The organism is Streptomyces sp. AMJ-169 (assembly GCF_055597585.1).
Genome location: NZ_JBVLTJ010000006.1, coordinates 171,556 through 193,180, shown reverse-complemented (window position 1 = coordinate 193,180; position 21,625 = coordinate 171,556). Strand labels below are relative to the sequence as shown.

19 protein-coding genes are annotated in these 21,625 nt (G+C 71.0%); 11 read left to right on the top strand and 8 right to left on the bottom strand.

All coding sequences use genetic code 11. From position 1 onward, the window contains the following. Window positions 1-16 precede the first annotated feature (16 nt). Window positions 17-1,294 (bottom strand): MFS transporter, encoded by a 1,278-nt coding sequence (locus tag ACYUD3_RS16905; protein ID WP_470970271.1) that lies wholly within the window; start codon window positions 1,292-1,294, stop codon window positions 17-19. 187 nt (window positions 1,295-1,481) lie between these two features. On the opposite strand from ACYUD3_RS16905, the gene aroQ reads away from it, so the two are divergent. Then, entirely contained in the window at window positions 1,482-1,940 is a 459-nt protein-coding gene (gene aroQ, locus ACYUD3_RS16900) for a type II 3-dehydroquinate dehydratase (RefSeq protein ID WP_470970268.1), read from the top strand. A 107-nt stretch (window positions 1,941-2,047) separates the two neighbouring features. On the opposite strand, the gene ACYUD3_RS16895 is transcribed toward aroQ, so the two are convergent. From ACYUD3_RS16895 to ACYUD3_RS16875, 5 genes are all read right to left on the bottom strand, one after another. Then, complete coding sequence (locus tag ACYUD3_RS16895; protein WP_470970266.1) at window positions 2,048-2,800, bottom strand: amino acid ABC transporter ATP-binding protein; 753 nt, start codon at window positions 2,798-2,800, stop codon at window positions 2,048-2,050. After that, window positions 2,797-3,675 (bottom strand): amino acid ABC transporter permease, encoded by an 879-nt coding sequence (locus tag ACYUD3_RS16890; protein ID WP_470970264.1) that lies wholly within the window; start codon window positions 3,673-3,675, stop codon window positions 2,797-2,799. The genes ACYUD3_RS16895 and ACYUD3_RS16890 overlap by 4 nt, the downstream gene beginning before the upstream one ends. After that, on the bottom strand, window positions 3,672-4,559 hold the full coding sequence (locus ACYUD3_RS16885) for an ABC transporter substrate-binding protein (protein ID WP_470970261.1): 888 nt from the start codon (window positions 4,557-4,559) through the stop codon (window positions 3,672-3,674). Before ACYUD3_RS16885 ends, ACYUD3_RS16890 begins: the two co-directional genes overlap by 4 nt. Before the next feature lie 342 nt (window positions 4,560-4,901). After that, entirely contained in the window at window positions 4,902-5,558 is a 657-nt protein-coding gene (locus tag ACYUD3_RS16880) for an MBL fold metallo-hydrolase (RefSeq protein WP_470970259.1), read from the bottom strand. Between the two features lie 9 nt (window positions 5,559-5,567). Beyond that, window positions 5,568-6,254 (bottom strand): maleylpyruvate isomerase family mycothiol-dependent enzyme, encoded by a 687-nt coding sequence (locus ACYUD3_RS16875; protein WP_470970257.1) that lies wholly within the window; start codon window positions 6,252-6,254, stop codon window positions 5,568-5,570. A 223-nt stretch (window positions 6,255-6,477) separates the two neighbouring features. On the opposite strand from ACYUD3_RS16875, the gene uvrA reads away from it, so the two are divergent. Next, window positions 6,478-9,468: an excinuclease ABC subunit UvrA gene (uvrA, locus tag ACYUD3_RS16870; RefSeq protein WP_470970254.1), complete on the top strand. Its 2,991-nt coding sequence runs from the start codon at window positions 6,478-6,480 to the stop codon at window positions 9,466-9,468. A gap of 223 nt (window positions 9,469-9,691) precedes the next feature. On the opposite strand, the gene ACYUD3_RS16865 is transcribed toward uvrA, so the two are convergent. Then, window positions 9,692-10,606 (bottom strand): carbohydrate kinase family protein, encoded by a 915-nt coding sequence (locus tag ACYUD3_RS16865; protein ID WP_470970252.1) that lies wholly within the window; start codon window positions 10,604-10,606, stop codon window positions 9,692-9,694. Window positions 10,607-10,782: 176 nt separating this feature from the next. Continuing rightward, window positions 10,783-11,739 carry a hypothetical protein gene (locus ACYUD3_RS16860; RefSeq protein WP_470970250.1) on the bottom strand — a complete coding sequence of 319 codons (957 nt, stop codon included), beginning with the start codon at window positions 11,737-11,739 and terminating at the stop codon, window positions 10,783-10,785. Window positions 11,740-12,206: 467 nt separating this feature from the next. Between ACYUD3_RS16860 and uvrC the strand changes: the two genes are divergently transcribed. The 9 genes from uvrC (at window position 12,207) to ACYUD3_RS16815 (ending at window position 21,557) form a co-directional block, all read left to right on the top strand. Next, complete coding sequence (uvrC, locus tag ACYUD3_RS16855) at window positions 12,207-14,252, top strand: excinuclease ABC subunit UvrC (protein ID WP_470970247.1); 2,046 nt, start codon at window positions 12,207-12,209, stop codon at window positions 14,250-14,252. After that, on the top strand, window positions 14,249-15,184 hold the full coding sequence (rapZ, locus tag ACYUD3_RS16850) for an RNase adapter RapZ (RefSeq protein ID WP_470970245.1): 936 nt from the start codon (window positions 14,249-14,251) through the stop codon (window positions 15,182-15,184). The genes uvrC and rapZ overlap by 4 nt, the downstream gene beginning before the upstream one ends. After that, complete coding sequence (locus ACYUD3_RS16845; protein ID WP_470970242.1) at window positions 15,181-16,245, top strand: gluconeogenesis factor YvcK family protein; 1,065 nt, start codon at window positions 15,181-15,183, stop codon at window positions 16,243-16,245. Before rapZ ends, ACYUD3_RS16845 begins: the two co-directional genes overlap by 4 nt. Further along, entirely contained in the window at window positions 16,236-17,225 is a 990-nt protein-coding gene (gene whiA, locus ACYUD3_RS16840; RefSeq protein ID WP_470970240.1) for a DNA-binding protein WhiA, read from the top strand. Before ACYUD3_RS16845 ends, whiA begins: the two co-directional genes overlap by 10 nt. A gap of 318 nt (window positions 17,226-17,543) precedes the next feature. Continuing rightward, window positions 17,544-18,554, top strand: a complete 1,011-nt coding sequence (gap, locus tag ACYUD3_RS16835) for a type I glyceraldehyde-3-phosphate dehydrogenase (RefSeq protein ID WP_470970237.1) — start codon at window positions 17,544-17,546, stop codon at window positions 18,552-18,554. 120 nt (window positions 18,555-18,674) lie between these two features. Then, window positions 18,675-19,886 carry a phosphoglycerate kinase gene (locus tag ACYUD3_RS16830; RefSeq protein ID WP_470970235.1) on the top strand — a complete coding sequence of 404 codons (1,212 nt, stop codon included), beginning with the start codon at window positions 18,675-18,677 and terminating at the stop codon, window positions 19,884-19,886. Between the two features lie 5 nt (window positions 19,887-19,891). Continuing rightward, window positions 19,892-20,668: a triose-phosphate isomerase gene (gene tpiA / locus ACYUD3_RS16825; protein WP_470970232.1), complete on the top strand. Its 777-nt coding sequence runs from the start codon at window positions 19,892-19,894 to the stop codon at window positions 20,666-20,668. Window positions 20,669-20,784: 116 nt separating this feature from the next. Continuing rightward, entirely contained in the window at window positions 20,785-21,021 is a 237-nt protein-coding gene (gene secG / locus ACYUD3_RS16820; protein WP_470970230.1) for a preprotein translocase subunit SecG, read from the top strand. Window positions 21,022-21,221: 200 nt separating this feature from the next. Continuing rightward, complete coding sequence (locus tag ACYUD3_RS16815; protein ID WP_073952427.1) at window positions 21,222-21,557, top strand: RNA polymerase-binding protein RbpA; 336 nt, start codon at window positions 21,222-21,224, stop codon at window positions 21,555-21,557. Window positions 21,558-21,625: the final 68 nt, after the last annotated feature.

Below are 21,625 nucleotides of genomic sequence, written 5' to 3'. Positions count from 1 at the left end.
CGGCCCGGCAGCCGGATCAGCCCGGCGAACCGCTCAGCTCCGGGGCCGCCACCGGCGCCGGGCGTGTCTCCGGCAGCAGCGCGAAGCAGCCCAGGCTCAGCACCGCCAGCGCGCTCAGATACCCGCCGACGCCCCAGGACACCCGCCCCGCGCCCTGCGCCAGCGCCGTCGCGACCATCGGGGTGAGCGCGCCCCCGAGGACCCCGCCGAGGTTGTAACTGACCGCCGCACCCGTACAACGCACCCGTGGCTCGAAGAGTTCCGGCAGATACGAGGCCACCACCGCCGTCACCGTCCCGCACGCCAGCAGCGCCCCCAGGACGCCGAGGAACATCAGCAGCGGCTCGCCGGTCGACAGCAGCGCGACCAGCGGCGCCATCCACAGCGCCATCCCCGCGCACCCGGCCAGACACATCGGCCGCCGCCCGAACCGGTCGCCCAAGTGCGCCGCGAGCGGCGTCAGGACGCCCACGACGACGACGGCGGACGTGACGCACACCAGCATCACCGTACGGCTCACCCCGAGCCGCTCCGTCGCGTACGCGAGCGACCAGGTCGTCGCCGTGAAGTACACCGCGTACGCGCAGGCCACCCCGCCCGCCGCCAGCAGCACCTGCCGCCCGTGCCGGCGCAGCAGCTCGACGAACGGCACGCGCGCGTGGTCGTCGATCTCCAGGAAACGCGGACTCTCCTCCAGGGACGACCGCAGCCGCAGCCCCGCCAGCGTGAACACCGCGGCGGTCCAGAACGGCACCCGCCAGCCCCAGAGCGCGAACTCCTCCCGGGTCAGCGTCGCCGTCAGCGCCGTCATCACACCGTTCGCCAGGACGAACCCCACGGCGGCCCCGACCATCGGGAAACTCGCCCACAGGCCGCGCCGCCCGGCCGGCGCGTGCTCGGTCGCCAGCAGCACCGCCCCGCCCCACTCCCCGCCGAGCCCCAGCCCCTGGAGGAACCGCAGCGCCACCAGCAGCACCGGAGCGGCCATCCCCAGGGAGGCGTACGACGGGAGGCAGCCGACGGCGACGGTGGAGCCGCCGGTCAGCAGCAGCGAGACGACCAGCACCGGACGCCGCCCGTGCCGGTCCCCCAGGTGCCCGAAGAGCATCGCCCCCAGGGGCCGGGCGACGAATCCCACCCCGAGCGTCCCGAACGCCGCCAGAGTGCCCGCCAGGGGCGAGAACGCGGGGAAGAACAAGGGGCCCAGCACCAGCGCGGCTGCCGTGCCGTAGACGAAGAAGTCGTAGAACTCGATGGCCGTCCCCACGAGCGAGGCCATCGCTAGCCGGCGCATCGAAGGGACCTTGACGGTGCGTAAAGGCTGCATATCAGGTCAACTGGGCGCGATCACCAGGAGTTACGGCGGCGCGCGGAGCGCCAGGGGCGCACTTTCCGGCCGGCGGGCGGACAAGGGAGGCGTGATAGACCGGGGGCCGAGCGGCGGCCTCGTCCTGGGCCGCCCCGAACGGACCGGAGGAACCGTGCCCCGCACCCTGGCCAACGCCCCGATCATGATCCTCAACGGCCCCAACCTGAACCTCCTGGGGCAGCGCCAGCCGGAGATCTACGGCTCCGACACGCTCGCGGACGTCGAGGCACTGTGCGTCAAGGCCGCCGCCGCGCACGGGGGGACGGCCGACTTCCGGCAGTCCAACCACGAGGGCGAACTGGTCGACTGGATCCACGAGGCACGGCTGAACCACTGCGGCATCGTCATCAACCCCGGTGCCTACTCGCACACTTCGGTGGCGATCCTGGACGCCCTCAACACCTGCGACGGGCTGCCGGTCCTGGAGGTGCACATCTCCAACATCCACCAGCGCGAGTCGTTCCGGCACCACTCCTACGTGTCGCTGCGGGCGGACGGGGTGATCGCCGGGTGCGGGGTCCAGGGGTACGTCTTCGGGGTGGAGCGGGTCGCCGCGCTGGCGGGGGCGTGAGGGGGTAGGAGGCCCGGCTGTGTAGAGGGGCTTGATTGCAGAAGGGCTTGGTTGTGTAAGGGGCGTCAGCCATGAAGAACGCCCCTTACACAGGCCCCCAGGGCTCCCTACAGCCGGCCCGCCTCCACGATCCGCCGCAGGAACTGCCGCGTCCGCTCCTCCTGCGGATCCCCGAAGATCCGCTCGGAGTCACCGCGCTCCAGGACGACGCCGCCGTCCAGGAAGCACACCTGGTCGGCGACTTCGCGCGCGAAGCCCATCTCGTGCGTCGCGAGGACCATCGTCATGCCGTCCCCCTTGAGATCGCGCACGACGTTCAGGACCTCGCCCACCAGCTCCGGGTCGAGCGCGGCGGTGATCTCGTCGAGGAGCAGCAGCCGGGGCCGCACCGCGAGCGCCCGCACGATCGCCACACGCTGCTGCTGGCCGCCGCTGAGCCGGTCCGGGTAGTCGGCGGCCTTCCCGCCCAGCCCGAGGCGCTCCAGCAGCTCCCTGGCCCGCCCCTCGGCCTCCTCCCGAGGCACGCCGTGCACACGGCGCGGGGCGAGCGTGATGTTCTCCAGGACCGTCATGTGCGGGAACAGGTTGTACGACTGGAAGACCACGCCGATCCGGCGCCGTACCGCGTCCTGGTCGGCGCGCGGGTCGGTGATCTCCTCGCCGTCCAGCCAGATCGCCCCGTCGTCGATGTCCTCCAGGAGGTTCGCGCACCGCAGCAGCGTCGACTTCCCGGACCCGGAGGCACCGATCAGCGCCGTCACGGTGTGCGGGGCGACCTCCAGATCGACGCCCTTGAGGACGACGGACCCGCCGAACGTCTTGCGGACGGCCTCCATCCGCAGCACCGGCGCGTCGCTCATGTCGTACCTCCCTGGGACCGCTCCCGGTCCATCCGGGCCGTCACCCAGTCCGTGAACCGGGTCATCGGGATGGTCAGCGCCACGAAGAGCAGCCCCGCGACGATGTACGGCGTGTAGTTCAGGCTGCGCCCCACGATGATGTCCGCCGCGCGCACGGCGTCGATCGCGCCGCCGATGGAGACCAGGCCGGTGTCCTTCTGGAGCGACACCAGGTCGTTCAGCAGCGGCGGCACCTGGCGGCGCACCGCCTGCGGCAGCACCACATGGCGCAGCGCCTGCCGCCGGGTCAGCCCCAGGGAACGCGCCGCCGCGCGCTGCGAGGGATGCACGGACTCGATGCCCGCGCGGAACACCTCCGCCACGTACGCGGAGTACGTCAGCGTCAGCGCCGTACCGCCCAGCAGCACCGGATCGACCGTCACCCCCTGGAGGCGCAGCGCGGGGACGCCCAGGACCACGATCATCAGGTTGATCAGCAGCGGCAGCCCGCGGAAGAAGTCCGTGTAGGCCGCCGCGAGCACCCGCAGCGGGAAGAACACCGGGCCGCGCAGCGTGCGCGCGATGGCGATGAGCATGCCCAGGACGAGGACGGCCGCGCCGCAGACCACCAGCAGCCGCAGGTTCAGCCACAGCCCTTCGAGGACCTTGGGCAGCGCCTCGCGCGCGTACTGCCCGTCGAAGAACGTCTCCTTGGTGCGCTCCCAGCCCGGCGCGTTGACGACGACCAGGTAGAGCGCCACCCCGACGACGAGCGTCGACAGCGCGGCGATCGCCGTCGCCTTACGCGCGCGCGTGCGCTTGTAGCGCTCACGCTCCAGGCGGCGCTCCGAGGGGACGTAGGCGTCGTCCCTGGGCTCTTCCTTCGTGACGGTCACTTGAGCACCGGAGCGTCGACCGCGTCGGACAGCCACTGCTGCTCCAGCTTCGCGAGCGTGCCGTCCTTGCGCAGGGCGTCGACGGCGGCCGTCACACAGGGGGTGAGCGCGCTGCCCTTGTCGAGGACCAGCCCGAACTGCTCGGACGCGGCGCCCTGGTTCTCGAACTGGCCGACGATCGTGGCGTCGGTGACCTCGGCGGAGGTGATGTAGAACGCGGTCGGCAGATCGACGACGATGGCGTCGACCTGCTTGTTCTGGAGCGCGGACTTGGCCTGGCTGTTCTCGGCGTACGCGGCGGCCTCCTGGGTCGGCTTCACCACGTCCTGGATGTACTGGAGGCTGGTCGTGCCGACCTGGGCGCCCAGCTTGAGGCCCTTGAGGTCGGCGACGCTCTTCGCCTGCGCCGCCTTGGTGCCCTTCAGCGCGATCACGGCCTGGCGGACGTCGTAGTAGCCGGACGAGAAGTCGACGGCCTTCTTGCGCTCGGCGCTGATGGACACCTGGTTGATGTCGAAGTCGAAGGTCTTCACGCCGGGCGCGAACGCCTTGTTGAACGGCACGGTCTGCCAGACGACGGCGCTCTTGCCGTAACCGAGCTGCTGCGCCACGGCGTAGGCGACGGCCGACTCGAAGCCCTTGCCGTTGGACGGCTTGTCGTCCTTGAACCACGGCTCGTAGGCGGGCGTGTCGGTGCCGACCGTCAGCTTGCCGGACGTCGTGGTCGCCAGCGCGCCCTTGGCGCACGCCGCGCCCGTCGAGGAGCCGGACGGGCTCGCGGCGGCTTTCTCGTCCGGCTGCGGGGCACAGCCCACGGCGGTGGCGAGGAGGGCGACGACGGCGGCCGTGGCGGCACGGCGCGGTACACGGAGGGCAGCAGACATGGCGGGAGAGTGACAGTGAAAGAGGGCGTTTGTCCAGTTCACGCCAGCAGTTGTCCGTATAGCGGGAAGTCGTGTTGCGGCCGTGTGAACATCCGCGCGGGTACGGGGCGCGGGAGTGGCCTGGGCCGCCGGTCGAGGGCGGGGAATGCGGTGAGACCGGCGGCCCGTACCGAGCGGGAGCCGTCATCCCGCGCGGGGCCGTCATCAGTTCACCGCGCCGGCGCGCGCAGGGGGAGCGCGCGCGGCGCCCCGGAGTGTGTGAGCGATTCACACGGGGCGCGTACGGGTGGGTGCGCGCCCCTGCTCCGGTGAGTCTGTCGCCGCGGGTTCAGGCTGCCCGGGTCACCACCCGCGCGCGTGCCACTCCGGCAGCTGCGGGCGCTCGGCGCCCAGGGTCGTGTCGTCGCCGTGGCCGGGGTAGACCCAGGTCTCGTCCGGCAGCGCGTCGAAGATCTTCGTCTCCACGTCGTGGATCAGGCTCGCGAACGCCTCGGGGTCCTGGCGGGTGTTGCCCACCCCGCCCGGGAACAGGCAGTCGCCGGTGAACACGTGCGGGTGCCCGTGCGGGTCGTCGTAGACGAGGGCGATCGACCCCGGGGTGTGGCCCACGAGGTGGCGTGCCGTCAGCCGCACCTGGCCGACCTCGATCACGTCGCTGTCGTCGACCAGGACGTCCGTCGCCACCGGGATGCCCTCGGCGTCGGCGCGCCCCGCGTACGTGCGCGCGCCGGTGGCCGCCACGACCTCCGTGAGCGCCTGCCAGTGGTCACCGTGCCGGTGCGTCGTGACGACGGCCGCGATGCCGTCGTCGCCGATCGCGGTGAGCAGGGTGTGCGCGTCGTTCGCCGCGTCGATCAGCAGCTGCTGGTCGGTGGCGCGGCAGCGCAACAGGTAGGCGTTGTTGTTCATCGGGCCGACCGCGATCTTGGTGATCATCAGGTCCTTGAGCTCGTGCACGTCCGCCGGGCCGCCGACCGTCACCTGTCCGCTGTACGTCATGGCGGCAGCCTATAGCGGCGGCAGAGCAGGCAGCAGGCCGCCGTCGGCCACCGGACCCGGCCCCTCGGGGCGGCCCGAGAGCCAGCCGAGCAGTTCGGCGCCCGAGCCGGTGACGGTGACCTCCGGGGCGTCCGCGGCGCGGCCGAGGCGCCACGCGCGCGTGCCGTCCGTCAGCCGGGTCGGCGGGACCCCGGGCAGACCGTCGTACCGCTCGGCGAGGAACGTGATCTCGCGTTCGGTGAATTCTTGGGGGAGATCTTTCAGGGTGTAGCCGATGCCCAGGTCGACGTGGTGCAGCTCGACCTCGGCCCAGCGGCGGAACGGGATGCGGTCCGCGATGTCGCTGACGCCGCCCCGCAGCTCCACCGCGCGCGACCAGTCCGCCGGGAGTGCCGTGGCGGCCAGGAAGCGGGCGTGGCTGTCGCGCAGGTCGGCGAGGTGGACGGCCAGGGCGCGCGGGGCGTCGCGCTCGATGTCGGCGTCCCGGACCTCGGGGGAGGGGTACATGGGGCGGCCCTCGAAGACGTTCGCGAGGGCGTCCGCGTTGCGGGCGAGATGGGCGAGGACGTGGCCGCGGCTCCAGCCGGGAAGCCGTGACGGTTCGGGCGCCGCCGCGTTGTCCAGTGCGGCGACCGCGGTCAGCAGCCGCTCGGTCGCGTCCCGTACAGATGCCAGGTCACGCACGTGATCGGTCATGGTGCCGACCCTAGTCCCGTCACACCTTCGGGTGAAGGCGGTTCTGGAGCGCCGTAAATCGAATTCGTGTGCGATATGGTCGCTTGCAGGCGTCGGGCATGCTGGATGGTCGGGGATTGTTTGCAACCCGTGAATCCGACCGGCGTTGTCAGTGGCTCCCCCTAGTCTGAGAAAGACGGGGGCCCCGCCCCTGTCACTTCTCTCAAGAAAGGTGCGGACCGGCGTGGCCGACCGTCTCATCGTCCGTGGCGCGCGCGAGCACAACCTGAAGAACGTCTCGCTCGACCTGCCCCGTGACTCGCTCATCGTCTTCACGGGCCTGTCCGGTTCGGGCAAGTCCTCCCTGGCCTTCGACACGATCTTCGCGGAGGGCCAGCGCCGCTACGTGGAGTCCCTCTCCTCGTACGCCCGCCAGTTCCTCGGCCAGATGGACAAGCCCGACGTCGACTTCATCGAGGGCCTCTCCCCGGCCGTCTCGATCGACCAGAAGTCGACCTCGCGCAACCCCCGCTCCACGGTCGGCACCATCACCGAGGTGTACGACTACCTGCGCCTGCTCTTCGCCCGCATCGGCAAGCCGCACTGCCCGCAGTGCCACCGCCCGATCTCGCGCCAGTCGCCCCAGGCCGTCGTCGACAAGGTCCTCGCCCTGCCCGAGGGCAGCCGCTTCCAGGTCCTCTCGCCGCTCGTGCGTGAGCGCAAGGGCGAGTTCGTCGACCTCTTCGCCGACCTCCAGACCAAGGGCTACTCCCGCGCGCGCGTGGACGGCGAGACGGTCCAGCTCTCCGACCCGCCCGCGCTGAAGAAGCAGGAGAAGCACACCATCGAGGTGGTCATCGACCGCCTCACGGTCAAGGAGGGCGCCAAGCGCCGCCTCACCGACTCCGTCGAGACCGCCCTCGGCCTGTCCGGCGGCATGGTCGTCCTCGACTTCGTCGACCTCGCCGAGGACGACCCCGAGCGCGAGCGCATGTACTCGGAGCACCTGTACTGCCCGTACGACGACCTGTCCTTCGAGGAACTGGAGCCGCGCTCCTTCTCCTTCAACTCGCCCTTCGGCGCCTGCCCCGACTGCACCGGCATCGGCACGCGCATGGAGGTCGACCCCGAGCTGATCGTCCCCGACGAGGACAAGTCGCTCGACGAGGGCGCCATCCACCCCTGGTCCCACGGCCACACCAAGGACTACTTCGGCCGCCTCATCACGGCCCTCGCCGACGCCCTGGGCTTCCGCACGGACATCCCCTTCGCCGGACTCCCGCAGCGCGCCAAGAAGGCCCTGCTGTACGGCCACAAGACCCAGATCGAGGTCCGCTACCGCAACCGGTACGGCCGCGAGCGGGTCTACACGACCCCCTTCGAGGGCGCCGTCCCGTTCGTCAAGCGCCGGCACAGCGAGTCCGAGAGCGACGCCAGCCGCGAGCGCTTCGAGGGCTACATGCGCGAGGTGCCCTGCCCGACCTGTGAGGGCACCCGCCTCAAGCCGATCGTCCTCGCGGTCACCGTGATGGGGAAGTCCATCGCCGAGGTCTCCGGGATGTCCATCAGCGACTGCGCCGACTTCCTCGGCGAACTGAAGCTGAACGCCCGCGACAAGAAGATCGCCGAGCGCGTCCTGAAGGAGGTCAACGAACGGCTGCGGTTCCTGGTCGACGTGGGCCTCGACTACCTCTCGCTCAACCGCGCGGCCGGCACGCTCTCCGGCGGCGAGGCCCAGCGCATCCGCCTCGCCACCCAGATCGGCTCCGGCCTCGTCGGCGTCCTCTACGTCCTCGACGAACCGTCCATCGGGCTGCACCAGCGCGACAACCACCGGCTCATCGAGACCCTCGTCCGACTGCGCGACATGGGCAACACCCTCATCGTCGTCGAGCACGACGAGGACACCATCAAGGTCGCCGACTGGGTCGTCGACATCGGCCCCGGCGCGGGGGAGCACGGCGGCAAGGTCGTCCACAGCGGCTCCCTCAAGGAGCTGCTCGACAACACCGAGTCGCAGACCGGGCAGTACCTCTCCGGCCGCAAGGCCATCCCGCTGCCCGACGTCCGCCGCCCCCGCGACCCCGGCCGGCAGCTCACCGTCCGCGGCGCCCGCGAGAACAACCTCCAGGACATCGACGTCTCCTTCCCGCTCGGCGTGTTCACGGCGATCACGGGCGTCTCCGGATCGGGCAAGTCGACCCTGGTCAACGACATCCTGTACACGCACCTGGCGCGCGAGCTGAACGGCGCGAGGAACGTCCCCGGCCGGCACACCCGGGTCGACGGCGACGACCTCGTCGACAAGGTCGTCCATGTCGACCAGTCGCCCATCGGCCGCACCCCGCGCTCCAACCCGGCCACGTACACGGGCGTCTTCGACCACGTCCGCAAGCTGTTCGCCGAGACGAGCGAGGCGAAGGTCCGCGGCTATCTGCCCGGCCGCTTCTCCTTCAACGTCAAGGGAGGCCGCTGCGAGAACTGCGCGGGCGACGGCACGATCAAGATCGAGATGAACTTCCTCCCGGACGTCTACGTCCCGTGCGAGGTCTGCCACGGCGCCCGGTACAACCGGGAGACCCTGGAGGTCCACTACAAGGGCAAGTCCATCGCCGAGGTCCTGAACATGCCCATCGAGGAGGCGACCGGCTTCTTCGAGGCCGTCCCCGCGATCGCCCGGCACCTCAACACCCTCAAGGACGTCGGCCTCGGCTACGTCCGCCTCGGCCAGTCCGCCACCACGCTCTCCGGCGGCGAGGCCCAGCGCGTCAAGCTCGCCAGCGAACTCCAGCGCCGCTCCACGGGGCGCACCGTCTACGTCCTCGACGAGCCGACGACCGGTCTGCACTTCGAGGACATCAGCAAGCTGCTCAAGGTCCTCGCCGGCCTGGTCGACAAGGGCAACTCGGTCATCGTCATCGAGCACAACCTCGACGTGATCAAGACCGCCGACTGGGTCATCGACATGGGTCCCGAGGGCGGCGCGGGCGGCGGCCTCGTCGTCGCCGAGGGCACGCCGGAGGAGATCGCGGGGGTGCCGGCCAGCCACACCGGCAAATTCCTGCGCGAGATCCTCGGCGCCGACCGGATCAGCGACGCGGCGCCGGTGCGGGCGCCGCGGAAGACGGCGGCGAAGAAGAGTGCCGCGGCGGTGAAGAGCGCGGCGGCGAAGACCGGCTCGGCGGTGAAGAAGGCGGCGCCCGCGAAGAAGGTGCCGAGGGCTCGCAAGGCCTGAGATACGGGGCCTGCTGACGGTTCGACAGGTCCGTCCAGAAAAAACCGGAAAAGTTCGCAGAAAAACGGCGCCTCGCGGGAACTGTCCGCGAGGCGCCGTTCGTTGCGCCTGTAACCGGACCGGATCTGCGGTGAGGCGGACGGCATCGCGGGACCGGGCGCACCTTGGCAACTGCACAGTGGAGACGAAACAGAAGCCGGCCCCGCCCCGGCAGCCCCCTCGGTCAGAAGCCCTCGCCCAGCTCCGCGGCGTACGGCGGCTCCGCTCCCGCGCGGGAACAGGTGAGCGCAGCCGCCCGGGCCGCGAAGCCCAGCAGCCGGAGCCAGCTGTCGCGGCCCAAGGTGGTCACCCCGTCCTGAGAGAGGGCGTGCAGCTGCGAAAGTCCGTGCAGGAGCGCCGCGTTCACGGTGTCCCCGGCCCCGATGGTGTCGACGACGTCGACTTCCTCCCCAGGCACCGCGTACCCCTTCCCGATCTGGGTGAAGGCGCTCATCCCGTCCCCGCCGTGTGTGACGACGACCGCGGCGGGACCCGCCTTCAGCAGCTCGGCCGGGGTGGCGCCCAGCCACAGCAGGTCCTCCTCGGAGAGCTTGAGGAGGCAGACATGGGGCAGCCAGCTGTGGAAGCGGGCCCGGTAGGCGTCCGGGTCCTCGATCAGACCGGGCCGGATGTTCGGGTCCAGCAGGGTGAACAGGCCCTCGGCGAAGGCGCGCCGCATCAGCTCCTCATAGGCGCTCGCCCCCGGCTCCAGGACCAGCGAGCAGGTGCCGAACGCCATCGCCCGGGTGCCGTGCGGGAGTTCGGCGGGCGCGGAGAAGAGGCGGTCGGCGGTGCCGCCGACGTAGAAGGAGTAGGCGGCCGAGCCGTCCTCCGCGAGCGTGGCCGCGGCGAGGGTCGTCGGCTCGGGGCCGCGCTGCACGGGGGAGACGTCCACGCCCGCCGTGCGCAGCCCGTCCAGCAGAGCCTCGCCGTAGGCGTCGGTGGAGACCCTGGAGAGGAAGGAGACGGGGGAGCCGAGCCGGCCCAGGGCCACAGCGGTGTTGAACGGCCCGCCCCCGAGCGCCGGTTGCAGCCCGGCGAGGGCACCCGGTCCCAGGGGGACCAGGTCGATCAGGGCTTCACCGGTGACGACGATCACGGGGCGGTTCCTCTCTGGCGGACGGGGGTGGGGACTGAAAGGGCGGCTCCCCGGGGACTCCTGCGGCTGGCCCCCGTCCCGGGACCGCGAGGTCGGGTACGGCCGGGAAGGTATCCCATCCGGCGGGGGACGGTAAATGCCGGCCCGTCCGCTCCCGGAGTCCGGCTCCCCGCCCCTCAATCCCAATCCCACCCGATCCCCACCACCCCCGTCCGGACCCGGGGCTCCACCAGATGGACCGAGTGAGGGTGGCCGGTGAGAGTGAGCGGCCGGCGGCCTGTGCGGGGGGCCGCGGGGGAGTGCTGGGTGAAGCGGTGGCAGCGGGCGGGGAGGGCCAGGTCGTCGAACTGGACCTGGAGGACGTACTGGCCGCCCGCGAGGTTGACGTCACGGGCGTACTCGCGGGACGCCCCGGCGGTGCCGTCCTCGACGGCGTACCGGAAGAGGCAGGTGTCGCCGGGGTGCAGCCGGGTGCCGAGGTGGAGTTCGGCGACGAGGATGCCGGTGTCGTGGTGGCGCAGGACGCGGCCGGTGCGGCAGTTCTCCAGGGCGTGCACGGTCATCCGGTCCGGGACGCAGCCGGGATCGCCGTGGTGGACGGCGACGAAGCGGTCGACGCCGTCGCGGTGGGCGCGCACGATGTGGTGCGACTCGCGGCTGAGGAGCTCGCGGTGGGCGCCGACGCGGACGCGCTCGTGGTGGCCGAGCGTGTGCAGGCCGGTGTCGGACGGGGAGCCCAGTTCGGCGAGGAGGCGTTCCATGACGTCCGTGGCGTGCAGGAGGGCGCGGTAGGAGCGGGTCGCGGGCCGGCCGTGGACCGGGGAGTCGTCCTCGGCCTCCGCGAGCAGCCGGATCAGGGACTCCTCGGGCAGATGGAGGATCTCCTCCAGGGCGCGGACGGCGCGCAGGGACTCGGGGCGCTGGGGGCGGCGGGCGCCTTGCTGCCAGTAACTCAGGCTGGTGACGCCGACCTTGACGCCATGTCGGGAGAGATGGTGCTGGACGCGCTGCAAGGGCAGTCCGCGCGCGGCGATCGCGGCCCGCAGGGCGACGTGGAAGGGGCCGCCTCGCAGGGCCGTGTCCAGTTCCGCGGCTGCGCCGGATGCTTCCGCGTGCTGTGTGGCGTGCGGCATGCAGGGGCCTTTCTGTGAAACAACGGCTGGTCAGGCCGTTCGCGTGTGGTTCGGGACCGGTCCGGCGTGCGCCGGGCGGCCTTCTCCCTCTCCCTACGGTTCACTTGTACGGAGCCGTTCACGGCCCCGAGTTCCCCCGCATTGAAGCGTGTTGACCTAGCCCCGACAACACCTTGGGCAGGGGCTGTCCGGCGGGTGGCCGAGTCGGGTCCCCGGGGACCGGCGGGGCCCGGAGGGGGCGGGGCCAAGGGGGAGCACGGTGACGGGGTGGACCAGAGGGGGTGGAGGGGCGGCGGTGAAGTGACCGGAACGCGGCGGGGACAGGGCGCCGGAGCGGGGTCCGTGACCTGATCGGGGTGCGGCCCGGGGGCGTCCGGCGGACCGTGGGGGAGAAGATCGCGGAGATCGGTCCGTGTGTTGTCCGCGGGGCCGTCGGAGTGTCAGTGGGCGCCAGTAGGGTGGGGTGTATGGCCGATCCCTCCAGCTACCGCCCCAAGCCGGGTGAGATCCCGGACTCCCCGGGGGTGTACAGGTTCCGTGACGAGCACCGCAGGGTGATCTACGTCGGGAAGGCCAAGAGCCTGCGCCAGCGGCTGGCGAACTACTTCCAGGACCTGGCCGGCCTGCATCCGCGCACGCGGACGATGGTGACGACGGCGGCGTCGGTGGAGTGGACCGTGGTGTCCACGGAGGTCGAGGCGCTCCAGCTGGAGTACTCCTGGATCAAGGAGTACGACCCCCGGTTCAACGTGAAGTACCGGGACGACAAGAGCTATCCGTACCTCGCGGTGACGATGAACGAGGAGTACCCCCGGGTCCAGGTGATGCGGGGGCACAAGAAGAAGGGCGTGCGCTACTTCGGCCCGTACGCGCACGCGTGGGCGATCCGCGACACCGTGGACCTGCTGCTGCGGGTCTTCCCCGTACGGACGTGCTCGGCGGGCGTGTTCAAGAACGCCTCCCGCACCGGGCGGCCCTGTCTGCTCGGCTACATCGGCAAGTGCTCCGCCCCCTGCGTGGACCGGGTCTCCGCCGACGAACACCGCGCGCTGGCCGAGGAGTTCTGCGACTTCATGACGGGCCGTACGGGGACGTACCTGCGCCGGCTGGAGAAGCAGATGGTGGCCGCGGCCGACGAGATGGAGTACGAGCGGGCGGCCCGGCTGCGTGACGACATCGAGGCCCTGAAGAAGGCCATGGAGAAGAACGCGGTCGTGCTCGCCGACGCGACCGACGCCGACCTGATCGCCGTCGCCGAGGACGAGTTGGAGGCGGCCGTGCAGATCTTCCACGTCCGCGGCGGCCGGGTGCGCGGACAGCGCGGGTGGGTCACGGACAAGGTCGAGGCGGTCACCACCGCCGGGCTCGTCGAGCACGCCCTCCAGCAGCTCTACGGCGAGGAGACCGGCGACGCGGTGCCCAAGGAGGTGCTGGTTCCCGCACTTCCGGAGCCCGTGGAGCCCGTCCAGGAATGGCTCGCCGCGCGGCGCGGTTCCCAGGTCAGCCTGCGCATCCCGCAGCGCGGGGACAAGAAGGACCTCATGGAGACGGTCGCGCGCAACGCGCAGCAGTCCCTCGTGCTGCACAAGACCAAGCGCGCCTCCGACCTCACCACCCGCTCCCGCGCCCTGGAGGAGATCGCCGACGCCCTCGGGCTCGACAGTGCCCCGCTGCGCGTGGAGTGCTTCGACATCTCCCACCTCCAGGGGGACGACGTCGTCGCCTCCATGGTCGTCTTCGAGGACGGGCTGGCCCGCAAGAGCGAGTACCGCCGCTTCCAGATCAAGGGTCGTGTCGGAGACACGCAACTCTGGCACGGTGAAGGGCAGGACGACGTCCGGTCCATGCACGAGGTGATCACGCGCCGCTTCCGCCGCTACCTCGCGGAGAAGGAGCGCACCGGTGAGTGGGACGCCACCGACGCCACAGCCACCGACGCGACCGATGACGACCTGCCCCCCCTGGACGCCCTCAAAGACGACTCCGGCCGCCCCAAGAAGTTCGCCTACCCACCCCAGCTCCTCGTCGTCGACGGCGGCCGGCCGCAGGTCGCCGCGGCCAGGAGAGCGCTGGACGAGCTCGGGATCGACGACATCGCGGTGTGCGGCCTCGCCAAGCGGCTGGAGGAGGTCTGGCTGCCCGGTGAGGACGACCCGGTGGTCATGCCCCGCACCAGCGAGGGCCTCTACCTCCTCCAGCGCGTCCGCGACGAGGCGCACCGCTTCGCGATCACCTACCAGCGCACCAAGCGGGCCAAGCGCTTCCGCGCGGGCCCGCTGGACGAGGTGCCCGGCCTCGGGGACACCCGCAAACAGGCCCTGATCAAGCACTTCGGCTCGGTGAAAAAGCTGCGTTCCGCAACGATCGACCAGATCTGTGAGGTTCCGGGCATAGGACGTAAGACGGCCGAAACCGTCGCCGCGGCCCTCGCCGGCGCGGCCCCGGCGGCTCCCGCGGTGAACACAGCCACGGGAGAGATCATGGAAGAAGAGGAACGGGGGCACGAGACATGACCGAGCAGGAACCCCAGAAAGACGGAGCACAGGTGAGTACCGACACATCCACGCCGGGCGTCCCCGACGCGGCCATCCCCGAGCTGGTGATCATCTCCGGGATGTCCGGCGCCGGCCGGTCCACGGCCGCCAAGTGCCTGGAGGACCTGGGCTGGTTCGTCGTCGACAATCTGCCGCCCGCCCTGATCCCCACCATGGTGGAGCTGGGCGCCCGCTCGCAGGGCAACGTGGCGCGCATCGCCGTCGTCGTCGACGTCCGCGGCCGGCGGTTCTTCGACAACCTCCGCGAATCCCTCGCCGACCTGGAGTCCAAGCACGTCACCCGGCGGATCGTGTTCCTGGAGTCCTCCGACGACGCGCTCGTGCGCCGCTTCGAGTCGGTCCGCAGGCCGCACCCCCTCCAGGGCGACGGCCGCATCGTCGACGGCATCGACGCCGAGCGGGAGCTGCTGCGCGAACTGCGCGGCGACGCCGACCTGGTGATCGACACCTCCAGCCTCAACGTCCACGAGCTGCGCGCCAAGATGGACGCCCAGTTCGCCGGCGAGGAGGAGCCCGAACTGCGGGCGACCGTCATGTCGTTCGGCTTCAAGTACGGCCTCCCCGTGGACGCCGACCTCGTCGTCGACATGCGCTTCCTGCCCAACCCGCACTGGGTCCCGGAGCTGCGCCCCTACACCGGGCTCAACGAGGAGGTCGCCGCGTACGTCCTCAACCAGCCCGGCGCCAAGGAGTTCCTCGACCACTACGCCGAACTGCTCCAGCTGATCGCGGCCGGCTACCGGCGCGAGGGCAAGCGGTACGTGACCATCGCGGTCGGCTGTACGGGCGGCAAGCACCGGTCCGTGGCGATGTCGGAGAAGCTCGCCGCGCGGCTCGCGGCCGAGGGCGTGGAGACGGTGGTCGTGCACCGGGACATGGGACGGGAATGACAGGACGTACTCCGCGGCTGGGCCGGCTGCGCAGGGGGGCGGCCGGCGGGCGGGGCGAGGCGCGTGAGGTGCGCGGGGCGCGCCCGCGCCGCCGGGGCGCCCAGCCCAAGGTCGTCGCCCTCGGCGGCGGCATGGGCCTGTCGGCCTCGCTCGCCGCGCTGCGCCGGATCACCGGCGACCTCACCGCCGTCGTCACCGTCGCCGACGACGGCGGCTCCAGCGGGCGGCTCCGCGACGAGCTGGGTGTGTTGCCGCCCGGCGATCTGCGCAAGGCGCTGGCCGCGCTGTGCGGGGACGACGACTGGGGGCAGACCTGGGCGCGGGTCGTGCAGCACCGCTTCCAGTCGCAGGGCGAGATCAACGGGCACGCGGTCGGCAATCTGCTGATCGTCGCCCTGTGGGAGCAGCTCGGCGACCATGTCCAGGCGCTCGACCTGGTCGGCAAGCTGCTCGGGGCGCACGGCAGGGTGCTGCCCATGTCGGCGGTGCCGCTGGAGCTCCAGGCCCTGGTCAAGGGGCACGACCCGGAGCGGCCCGACGACGTCGACACCGTCCGCGGCCAGGCGACCGTCGCGCTCACCCCCGGCGAGGTGCAGTCGGTGCACCTCGTGCCGAACGACCCGCCGGCCGTGCCCGAGGCCGTGGAGGCGGTGCGGGACGCCGACTGGGTGGTCCTCGGCCCCGGGTCCTGGTTCTCCTCGGTCATGCCGCACCTGCTCGTGCCCGAGCTGCTCGCGGCGCTCACGGAGACCAAGGCGCGCCGGGTGCTCTCGCTGAATCTCGCCCCGCAGCCCGGGGAAACCGATGGCTTCTCACCGCAGCGTCATTTGGAGGTTTTGGGGCGACACGCCCCTAAACTCGCCCTGGACGTGGTGCTGGCCGACGAGGCCGCCGTGCCCGACCGTGCCCTGCTGACCGACGCCGCCAAACCGTTCGGGGCCGCGGTCGAGCTGGCGCCGGTGGCCCGCACGGACGGGACTCCGCGGCATGATCCGGAGCTGCTGGCCGCCGCGTACGACCGTATTTTTCGGATGCATGGAAGGATCGGCCCATGGCGATGACGGCAGCGGTGAAGGACGAGATCTCCCGGCTACCCGTCACCCGGACCTGCTGCCGGAAGGCGGAGGTCTCCGCCATCCTGCGGTTCGCGGGCGGCCTCCACCTGGTGAGCGGGCGCATCGTGATCGAGGCGGAGCTGGACACGGCGATGGCGGCCCGCCGGCTCAAGCGGGACATCCTGGAGATCTTCGGCCACAGCTCCGAGCTGATCGTGATGGCTCCGGGGGGCTTGCGCAGAGGCTCGCGCTACGTCGTACGGGTGGTCGCCGGCGGTGATCAGCTGGCCCGGCAGACCGGGCTCGTGGACGGCCGGGGCCGGCCGATCCGGGGGCTGCCGCCGCAGGTGGTCTCGGGGGCCACCTGCGACGCCGAGGCCGCCTGGCGCGGCGCCTTCCTGGCGCACGGCTCGCTCACCGAACCGGGCCGCTCCTCCTCCCTCGAAGTGACCTGCCCCGGCCCCGAGGCTGCCCTGGCACTGGTCGGCGCCGCCCGCCGGCTGTCGATCGCGGCGAAGGCCCGCGAGGTGCGCGGTGTGGACCGGGTCGTCGTCCGCGACGGCGACGCGATCGGCGCGCTGCTCACCCGGCTCGGCGCCCATGAGTCGGTGCTGGCCTGGGAGGAGCGCCGGATGCGGCGCGAGGTCCGCGCGACCGCCAACCGGCTCGCCAACTTCGACGACGCCAACCTCCGCCGCTCGGCCCGCGCCGCCGTGGCCGCCGGCGCCCGCGTCCAGCGCGCGCTGGAGATCCTGGGCGAGGAGGTCCCCGAGCACCTCGCCGCTGCCGGCCGGCTGCGCATGGACCACAAGCAGGCCTCCCTGGAGGAACTGGGCGCCCTCGCCGACCCCCCGCTCACCAAGGACGCCGTCGCCGGCCGCATCCGCCGGCTGCTCGCGATGGCCGACAAGAGAGCGTCCGACCTCGGGGTCCCGGGCACCGAGGCCAACATCAGCGAGGAGATGGCGGACAACCTGGCGGGCTGAGAGAACCCACCGGAAGGCTCCAACACCGGGGCGTACAGGCGTCGTTCACCCGTGAACGACGCCTCTTTGCTGCCCCCCACGAGCCCCCCACCGAGGCCCCCTCCCACACCCCCTCCCACACCCCCGCTCATCGGACAGCCCCCCGGATCATTTGAGAGAGAACGCCCCCTACCGTCAGGTACGCGCAGCCTCGCCGTGTATGGCCCGACTCGATGTCACTGCCGCCCTCCGGGAGAGGTAGGGTCGGGGTTGGTCGGGGACATCCCAAACACAGCTCGCCGGCAACGAAGGCCGGCGCACCAACGAGGAGATCGGTTCGTGACGATCCGCGTAGGCATCAACGGCTTCGGCCGCATCGGCCGCAACTACTTCCGCGCGCTGCTGGAACAGGGTGCTGACATCGAGATCGTGGCTGTCAACGACCTCGGTGACACCGCGACCACCGCACATCTGCTGAAGTACGACACCATCCTGGGCCGCCTCAAGGCCGAGGTGACGCACACCGAAGACACCATCACGGTCGACGGTCACACCATCAAGGTGCTCTCCGAGCGCAACCCCGCCGACATCCCGTGGGGCCAGCTGGGCGTCGACATCGTCATCGAGTCGACCGGCATCTTCACGAAGAAGGCCGACGCCGAGAAGCACATCGCGGGCGGCGCCAAGAAGGTCCTCATCTCGGCTCCGGCCAAGGACGAGGACATCACCATCGTGATGGGCGTCAACCAGGACAAGTACGACGCGGCCAACCACCACGTCATCTCCAACGCCTCCTGCACCACCAACTGTGTGGCCCCGATGGCGAAGGTCCTCGACGAGAACTTCGGCATCGTCAAGGGTCTGATGACGACGGTCCACGCGTACACCAACGACCAGCGCATCCTGGACTTCCCGCACTCGGACCTGCGCCGCGCCCGCGCCGCCGCCGAGAACATCATCCCGACCACGACGGGCGCCGCGAAGGCCACCGCCCTGGTCCTGCCCCAGCTCAAGGGCAAGCTCGACGGCATCGCGATGCGCGTCCCGGTCCCCACCGGCTCCGCCACCGACCTGGTCGTCCAGCTGGAGCGCGAGGTCACCAAGGACGAGGTCAACGCCGCGTTCAAGAAGGCCTCCGAGGACGGCGACCTCAAGGGCATCCTGTTCTACACCGAGGACCCGATCGTGTCCTCGGACATCGTCAGCGACCCGGCCTCCTGCACCTTCGACTCCTCCCTGACCATGGTCCAGGAGGGCACCTCGGTGAAGATCCTCGGTTGGTACGACAACGAGTGGGGCTACTCCAACCGCCTCGTCGACCTCACGGTCTTCGTCGGCGGCCAGCTCTGATCACCGCCTGACACAGGCAAGGCACCGCACAGATGTGAGCCGCAGGGCTCGGGCAGCAAGCGAAGAGGCGCTGCCCGGGCCCTGCCGCACGTCACCGCACCCGTACGACCTGGAGACCTCATGAAGACGATCGACGACCTCCTGCGCGCCGGAGTGGAAGGCAAGCGTGTCTTCGTCCGCGCCGACCTCAACGTCCCGCTGGCGGACGGCCTGATCACCGACGACGGCCGGATCCGCGCCGTCCTGCCGACCGTCCGGGCCCTCGCCGAGGCCGGCGCCAAGGTCGTCGTCGCCTCGCACCTCGGCCGCCCCAAGGGCGCCCCGGACCCCGCGTTCTCGCTGCTGCCCGCCGCCGAGCGGCTCGGTGAACTCCTCGGCGCCCCCGTGGCCTTCGCCCAGGACACCGTCGGCCCCGCCGCCCACGCCGCGGTGGACGGCCTGGAGCCCGGCCAGGTCGCCGTCGTCGAGAACCTCCGCTTCAACGCCGGCGAGACCGCGAAGGACGACACCGAGCGCGGCGAGTTCGCCGACCGGCTCGCCGCCCTCGCGGACGTCTACGTCGGCGACGGCTTCGGCGCCGTGCACCGTAAGCACGCCTCCGTCTACGACCTCCCGGCCCGGCTGCCGCACTACGCCGGCTACCTCATCGCCACCGAGGTCGGCGTCCTGAAGAAGCTCACCGAGGACGTCGCCCGCCCCTACGTCGTCGCGCTCGGCGGCTCCAAGGTCTCCGACAAGCTCGCCGTCATCGACCAGCTGCTCGGCAAGGCCGACCGCATCCTCATCGGCGGCGGCATGGCCTTCACCTTCCTCAAGGCCCAGGGCCACGAGGTCGGCACCTCGCTGCTCCAGGAGGACCAGATCCCGGCCGTCACCGAGTACCTGGAGCGCGCGCAGAAGCTGGGCGTCGAGCTGGTCGTCCCGGTCGACGTCGTCGTATCCCCCGGCTTCCCCGACCTGAAGGCCAAGGCGCCCACCGAGCACACCGCCGTCGACGCGGACCGGATGCCCGAGGGGCAGCTCGGGCTGGACATCGGCCCGAAGACCGGTGAACTGTACGCGTCCAGGCTCGCCGACGCCGCGACCGTGTTCTGGAACGGTCCTATGGGCGTCTTCGAGCACCCCGACTACGCCGCGGGCACCAAGGCGGTCGCCCAGGCCCTCATCGACTCGGACGGATTCACCGTCGTCGGCGGTGGAGACTCCGCCGCCGCCGTGCGCACGCTCGGCTTCGACGAGAACGCGTTCGGACACATCTCGACCGGCGGGGGCGCTTCCCTCGAATACCTGGAGGGCAAGACGCTCCCCGGTCTCGCCGCACTGGAGGACTGACCCCCATGACCACCCGCACGCCGCTGATGGCGGGCAACTGGAAGATGAACCTCAACCACCTCGAGGCCATCGCCCACGTCCAGAAGCTCGCCTTCGCCCTGGCCGACAAGGACCACGAGGCCGTCGAGGTCGCCGTCCTCGCGCCCTTCACCGACCTGCGCTCCGTGCAGACCCTGGTCGACGGCGACAAGCTGAAGATCAAGTACGGCGCCCAGGACATCTCGGCGTACGACTCCGGCGCCTACACCGGCGAGATCTCCGGCCCGATGCTCGCCAAGCTGAAGTGCACGTACGTGGCCATCGGCCACTCCGAGCGCCGCCAGTACCACGCCGAGACCGACGAGATCGTCAACGCCAAGGTCAAGGCGGCCTACAAGCACGGGCTGACCCCGATCATGTGCGTCGGCGAGGAGCTGGAGGTGCGGGAGGCGGGCGACCACGTCGCGCACACCCTCGCCCAGGTCGAGGGCGGCCTCAAGGACCTCCCGGCCGAGCAGGCCGAGACGATCGTCATCGCCTACGAGCCCGTGTGGGCCATCGGCACCGGCAAGGTCTGCGGCGCCGACGACGCCCAGGAGGTCTGCGCCGCGATCCGCGCCAAGCTCGCCGAGCTGTACGACGCGGAGCTGGCCGGCAAGGTCCGTATCCAGTACGGCGGTTCGGTGAAGTCCGGCAATGTCGCCGAGATCATGGCGCAGGCCGACATCGACGGCGCGCTGGTCGGCGGGGCCTCCCTCGACACCGACGAGTTCGTCAAGATCGTGCGCTTCCGGGACCAGTGAGTAGGCCCTAGGCGCGATCCGTCGTACCCTTGCGGGGATCGTGTCCATGAATTTGGACAGCCTGAAAGCGGACACGGTCCCCGTCATCGTCCGAATCCGAGGAAGTTGGTCCAGCCGTGGTTCTGGGGTTCTCCATCGCCCTGATCGTCTTCAGCCTGCTGATGATGCTGCTGGTGCTGATGCACAAGGGGAAGGGCGGCGGCCTGTCCGACATGTTCGGTGGCGGCATGCAGTCCTCCGTCGGCGGCTCCTCGGTCGCCGAGCGCAACCTCGACCGCATCACCATCGTGATCGGTCTGCTCTGGTTCGCGTGCATCGTCGTCCTCGGCATCCTGATGAAGACGACCAGCTGACGCCGTACGCACATGACGCACGTAAGGCCCCATGTTCGGTACGCGCCCCTGGGTGCGGCCTATCATGGGGCTTGCGTCTTGTTGTGGGGGCGGTAACTCCAATCACTGGACGCGCGTTGGGCCTTACGTAGACTAAGGCGCTCGCGATGAAGCGAAACGCCGACTCGCTTCGCGGCACCATCACGCAGGGAGTTACGACCGTGGCAAGTGGCAACGCGATCCGAGGAAGCCGGGTCGGGGCGGGGCCGATGGGCGAGGCCGAGCGGGGCGAGTCCGCGCCCCGACTGCGCATCTCCTTCTGGTGCTCCAACGGGCATGAGACTCAGCCGAGCTTCGCCAGCGACGCGCAGGTCCCGGACACGTGGGACTGCCCCCGCTGCGGTTTCCCGGCCGGCCAGGACCAGGACAACCCGCCCGCACCGCCCCGCACCGAGCCCTACAAGACCCACCTCGCGTACGTCCGCGAGCGGCGCAGCGACGCCGACGGCGAGGCGATCCTCGCCGAAGCCCTCGCCAAGCTCCGGGGCGAGATCTAGCCCCGCCCTCTGCCCCAACCCCTGCCTCAACTCCGCCGAGATCAGCCGGAGTTGGGGACGGTCACGCC